This window comes from Curtobacterium flaccumfaciens, from assembly GCF_051548005.1.
Classification (GTDB): Bacteria; Actinomycetota; Actinomycetes; order Actinomycetales; family Microbacteriaceae; genus Curtobacterium.
The window spans coordinates 1-4,673 of record NZ_JBPUGH010000207.1 but is presented as its reverse complement, the minus strand read 5'-3'; the positions used below and the strand labels follow the sequence as shown (position 1 = coordinate 4,673).

Annotated in this window: 3 protein-coding genes; 2 read left to right on the top strand and 1 reads right to left on the bottom strand. The window is 73.8% G+C overall.

Annotated elements, in window-relative coordinates; translation table 11 throughout:
- The coding region (locus ACSW7Y_RS16270) for a hypothetical protein (RefSeq protein ID WP_438127282.1) at positions 1-1,232 on the top strand (1,232 nt) is incomplete at its 5' end.
- A gap of 83 nt (positions 1,233-1,315) precedes the next feature.
- Positions 1,316-3,535, top strand: a complete 2,220-nt coding sequence (locus ACSW7Y_RS16265; protein WP_438127281.1) for a RecQ family ATP-dependent DNA helicase — start codon at positions 1,316-1,318, stop codon at positions 3,533-3,535.
- A 68-nt stretch (positions 3,536-3,603) separates the two neighbouring features.
- Here ACSW7Y_RS16265 and ACSW7Y_RS16260 read toward each other — a convergent pair whose 3' ends face one another.
- Positions 3,604-4,485, bottom strand: coding sequence for an oxidoreductase (locus ACSW7Y_RS16260; RefSeq protein WP_438127280.1), 882 nt, complete (start codon positions 4,483-4,485; stop codon positions 3,604-3,606).
- Between the last annotated feature and the right edge of the window lie 188 nt (positions 4,486-4,673).

Sequence of the window (4,673 nt, the reverse complement as noted above, 5' to 3'; positions counted from 1 at the left end):
CGAAACGGGCGCACGTGCCCGCGCTCGTGACCGACGCCGACGCCGGCGGCAGCGACGGCCGCACGGCGCGCGCCGTGGCCCGCGAACTCGACCGCCTCGGCGCCCATTGGTACCAGGCCGAGGGCGACGTGTCCCTCGACACGGACGTCGAACGGCGGCAGGCGCCCGAGGGGACGCGCGCGCCGGGGTCGACCCGTGCCTCCCGGCCGGCGACCGTGGTGGTGGCGGACCGCAGTGCGGACGCAGCGGTCGTCGCGACCGCGCGCGCTGCCGGTGCGCAGGTCGTGGCGATGCCGAAGGGGGTGACCGACCCGGCGGCGGCACCGGACGTCGTGACGGCGCTGCACGAGCGGAAGGACCACCCGACCGTGCTCGTGGGGACGACGTTCGACGCCCTGTCCGACCCGGACTGGACGGTCCGCGCCGCGCGCAGCGGCTGGCAGCTGCCGCACGGCGGCCAGCGTCCGTTCGACGGGCACCGGTACGTCGCCCTCTACGGCGCGCCCGGAGCGCCGGTGCTCGGTGTCCTCGGCGAGCAGGACCCACAGGCGACGGTCGAGCGCGCCGAGGCGCTCGCGCACCGGTACGACGACGTCTCGGACGAGCCGGTCACGCCCGCGATGGAGGTCATCGCGACGGTCGCCGCGGGTGACGCCGGCGCGGACGGGGACTACTCGACCGAGCTGCCCGCGTCCACGCTCGAACCGTACGTCGACGCCGCGCACGACGCGGGGATGCCGGTGATCCTCGACCTCCAGCCCGGCCGGTCGGACTTCCTCAGCCAGGCGAAGCGGTACGAGTCCCTCCTCGCGAAGCCGGGCGTGTGGCTGGCGCTCGACCCGGAGTGGCGGCTCGCGGAGGACCAGGTGCCGCTGCGCCAGATCGGCACCGTGAGCGCCGACGAGGTGAACCGCGTGTCCGACTGGCTCGCCGACCTCGTGCGGGAGGAGGGGCTGCCGCCGAAGGCGTTCGTGCTGCACCAGTTCCGCTCGGCGATGATCCAGGACCGCTCGTCGCTCGTGCAGCATCCGGAGCTCGACGTGCTCGTCCACGTGGACGGGCAGGGGTCGCAGCCGGAGAAGCAGGCGACGTGGAAGGCACTGCACGAGGCCGCTCCGGCGGGCGTGCACTGGGGCTGGAAGAACTTCATCGACGAGGACCAGCCGATGCTGTCCCCGGAGCAGACGATGCGGGACGTGCTGCCGAGTCCGTCGCTCATCACCTACCAGTGAGGCTCGCTGTGGACGGGGATCGCTCGTCCACAGCCGGGAGGCGCGGGTCGGGTTCCGTCGGTCGCTCCTGACACGATGGGGTCATGGACTCCTCCGACACGGCTCCGACCGTCGACTCGCCCGGTTCCGGTGATGCGCTGGCCGGTGATGCGCTGGCCGGCGGCGCGCTGCCCGTCGGCATCGCCCCGCCCTCCGCGGATCTCGCCGCCGAGGCGCAGCAGGCCCTCGCTGCGCTCACGGGTCGCCCCGACGCGGTGTTCCACCCCGGGCAGCTCGAGGCGATCTCGGCGCTCGTCGAGCACCGGCAGCGCGCCCTCGTCGTCCAGCGCACCGGGTGGGGCAAGTCCGCGGTGTACTTCCTGGCGACGCTGCTGCTCCGTCGGCGCGGTGGTGGGCCGACCGTGCTCGTGTCGCCGCTCCTCGCCCTGATGCGTGACCAGGTGGCTGCCGCCGCACGGGCCGGGGTGCGCGCGGTGTCGATCAACTCCGCGAACGCGCACGAGTGGGGCGAGACGCAGGCGGCGCTCGCCCGTGACGAGGTCGACGTGCTGCTCGTCTCCCCCGAGCGGCTCAACAACCCGCGGTTCCGTGACGAACAGCTGCCGACGCTGATCGCCCGCATGGGCATGCTCGTCGTGGACGAGGCGCACTGCATCTCCGACTGGGGCCACGACTTCCGCCCGGACTACCGCCGGCTCGCCGAGCTCATCCGTTCGTTGCCGCACGGCGTGCCGGTGCTCGCGACGACGGCCACCGCGAACGAGCGCGTGGTCGAGGACGTCGCCGAACAGCTGACGGCCGGCCCCGACGACCCCGTGTTCACGATCCGGGGGTCCCTGGCGCGCGCGTCGCTCCGGCTCGGGGTGCTCACGCTCCCGGACGCACGGCAGCGCCTCGGTTGGCTGCTCGCACACCTCGGAGACCTGCCCGGCAGCGGCATCATCTACACGCTGACGGTCTCCGCTGCCGAGGACGTCGCCCGGCTGCTGCGCGAGAACGGGTACGCCGTCCGCGCCTACACGGGGCGCACCGACACCGAGGAACGCGAGCAGCTCGAACAGCAGCTGAAGGGCAACGAGCTGAAGGCCCTGGTCGCGACGAGCGCGCTGGGCATGGGGTTCGACAAGCCCGACCTCGGGTTCGTCGTGCACGTCGGGGCGCCGTCCTCCCCCGTCGCGTACTACCAGCAGATCGGCCGCGCCGGGCGTGCGACGGACAACGCCGACGTGCTGCTCCTGCCCGGCCGCGAGGACACCGAGATCTGGCAGTACTTCGCGAGTGCCTCGATGCCGACCGAGGCGCGCGCCGCCGCGGTGCTCGACGCCCTGTCCGCGTCCGGTTCGGCACTCTCGACCGTCGCGTTGGAGGGGCTGGTCGACATCAAGCGGTCGACGCTCGAGCTCCTGCTCAAGGTCCTCGACGTCGACGGCGCCGTGCAGCGGGTCACCGGCGGCTGGATCGCGACCGGGCAGCGGTGGGAGTACGACGCAGCGCGGTACGAGCGGGTCGCCGCCGCCCGTGCGGCCGAGGCGGCCTCGATGCTCACGTACGAGTCGACCTCGGCGTGCCGGATGCAGCTCCTGCAGCAGGACCTCGACGACCCCTCGGCCGAGCCCTGCGGCCGCTGCGACAACTGCGCGGGCGTCTGGTACCCGACCGACGTGTCGTCCTCCGACGCCTCCGGTGCGGCCGCGGCGCTCGACAAGGTCGGGGTCGAGATCGCGCCGCGCGCCCAGTGGCCGTCGGGCATGAGCGCGCTCGGTGTCCCGGTCCGCGGCAAGATCGGCGCGGACGAGCTCGTCGAGCCCGGGCGTGCGGTCGCCCGCCTGACCGACCTCGGCTGGGGCGGTCCCCTTCGTGCGCTCTTCGCGGCGTCGACGCCCGACGGCCCGGTGTCGAAGGAGCTCGTCGACGGGTGCGTCCGGGCGCTCAAGGACTGGCCGTGGGCCGAGCGGCCGACGGGCGTCGTGGCGATGTCGTCGCGATCCCGCCCGGAGCTGGTCGCCTCGCTCGCGCAGGCGTTGTCCTCGATCGGGCGGCTGCAGTTCCTCGGCACGCTCGAACGGTCCGGCGGGACCCCGAGGGGCGACGGCGCGACGAACAGCGCGTACCGGCTCTCCGGCGTGTGGGACACCTTCGTGGTGGGTCCGGAGTTGGCAGCCGCGCTGCAGTCGCACCAGGGGCCGGTGCTCCTCGTGGACGACCTGGTCGACAGCCGGTGGACCGTGACGGTGGCCGGGCGGGAACTCCGGCGGGCGGGGGCGTCGGCCGTGCTGCCGTTCGCGCTCGCGACCGTGGGCTGAGGCGACGGCGATCGGGCGTGCATCGGCCGCGCGCGCCGTCACGCGGCGTGCGTCGGCCGCGCGTGCTGTCAGGCGGCGCCGAGGGCTTCGAGCTCGGCCACGGCGTCCGGCGGCAGGTCGAACCCCGCCGAGGCGATGTTCTCGTGCAGGTGCTCCACCGACGACGTCCCCGGGATGAGCAGGATGTTCGGCGAGCGCTTCAGCAGCCACGAGAGCGCGACGGTCGTCCGCGAGACGTGCAACCGGTCCGCCACGTGGTCGAGCGTGGCGTAGTCGATCGGCGAGAAGCCGCCGAGCGGGAAGTACGGCACGTAGGCGATGCCCTGCTCCGCCGTCGCCTCCACGAGTGCTTCGTCCTCCCGCCGCGCCACGTTGAACATGTTCTGGACGCACACCACCGGTGCGATGCCCTGCGCCTCCGCGAGCTGCTCGGCGGTGACCGTCGAGAGGCCGAGGTGCCGGATGAGCCCCTGCCGCTGCAGTTCGGCGAGCGCCTCGAACTGCGGCGCCAGGCTGCCGGGCTCCGGCGCGTCGAAGCCGCCCACCCGGAGGTTCACCACCTCGAGCTGCTCGAGCCCGAGGTTCCGGAGGTTGTCGTGCACCTGCTCGACGAGCTGCTCCGGCTCGCGGGCCTGCGGCCACCGGCCCTTGTCGTCGCGGCGCGTGCCGACCTTCGTCACGAGGTGGAGCTGCTCCGGGTAGGGGTGCAGGGCCTCGCGGATGAGCTCGTTGGTGACGTGCGGCCCGTAGAAGTCTGCCGTGTCGATGTGCGTGATCCCCGCGTCGACGACCGCTCGGAGGACCCGCACGGCTTCGTCGTGGTCCTTCGGCGGTCCGAAGACGTTCGGGCCGGCGAGCTGCATCGCGCCGTACCCGAACCGGGTGAGCTCGAGGTCGTCGGCGAGGCGGTAGGACCCGCCGGGGAACGAAGGGGCGTCGTCGTCGGTCATGCACCGAGGATGCGCCGTCCGGCCGCGCACGAGCCGAGGCCGCGCGTCCCCCGACCGCCCGGGCGCACCCGGGCATCCAGGGTGCCCGGGCATCGACGGCGGAGCAGGCGGGGCCACAGGACAGGACAGCGCGCAGCGCTCGTCGTGGGCGGCGCGCCCACTGGCGGCCGGGAGGCACGGTGCGGGCC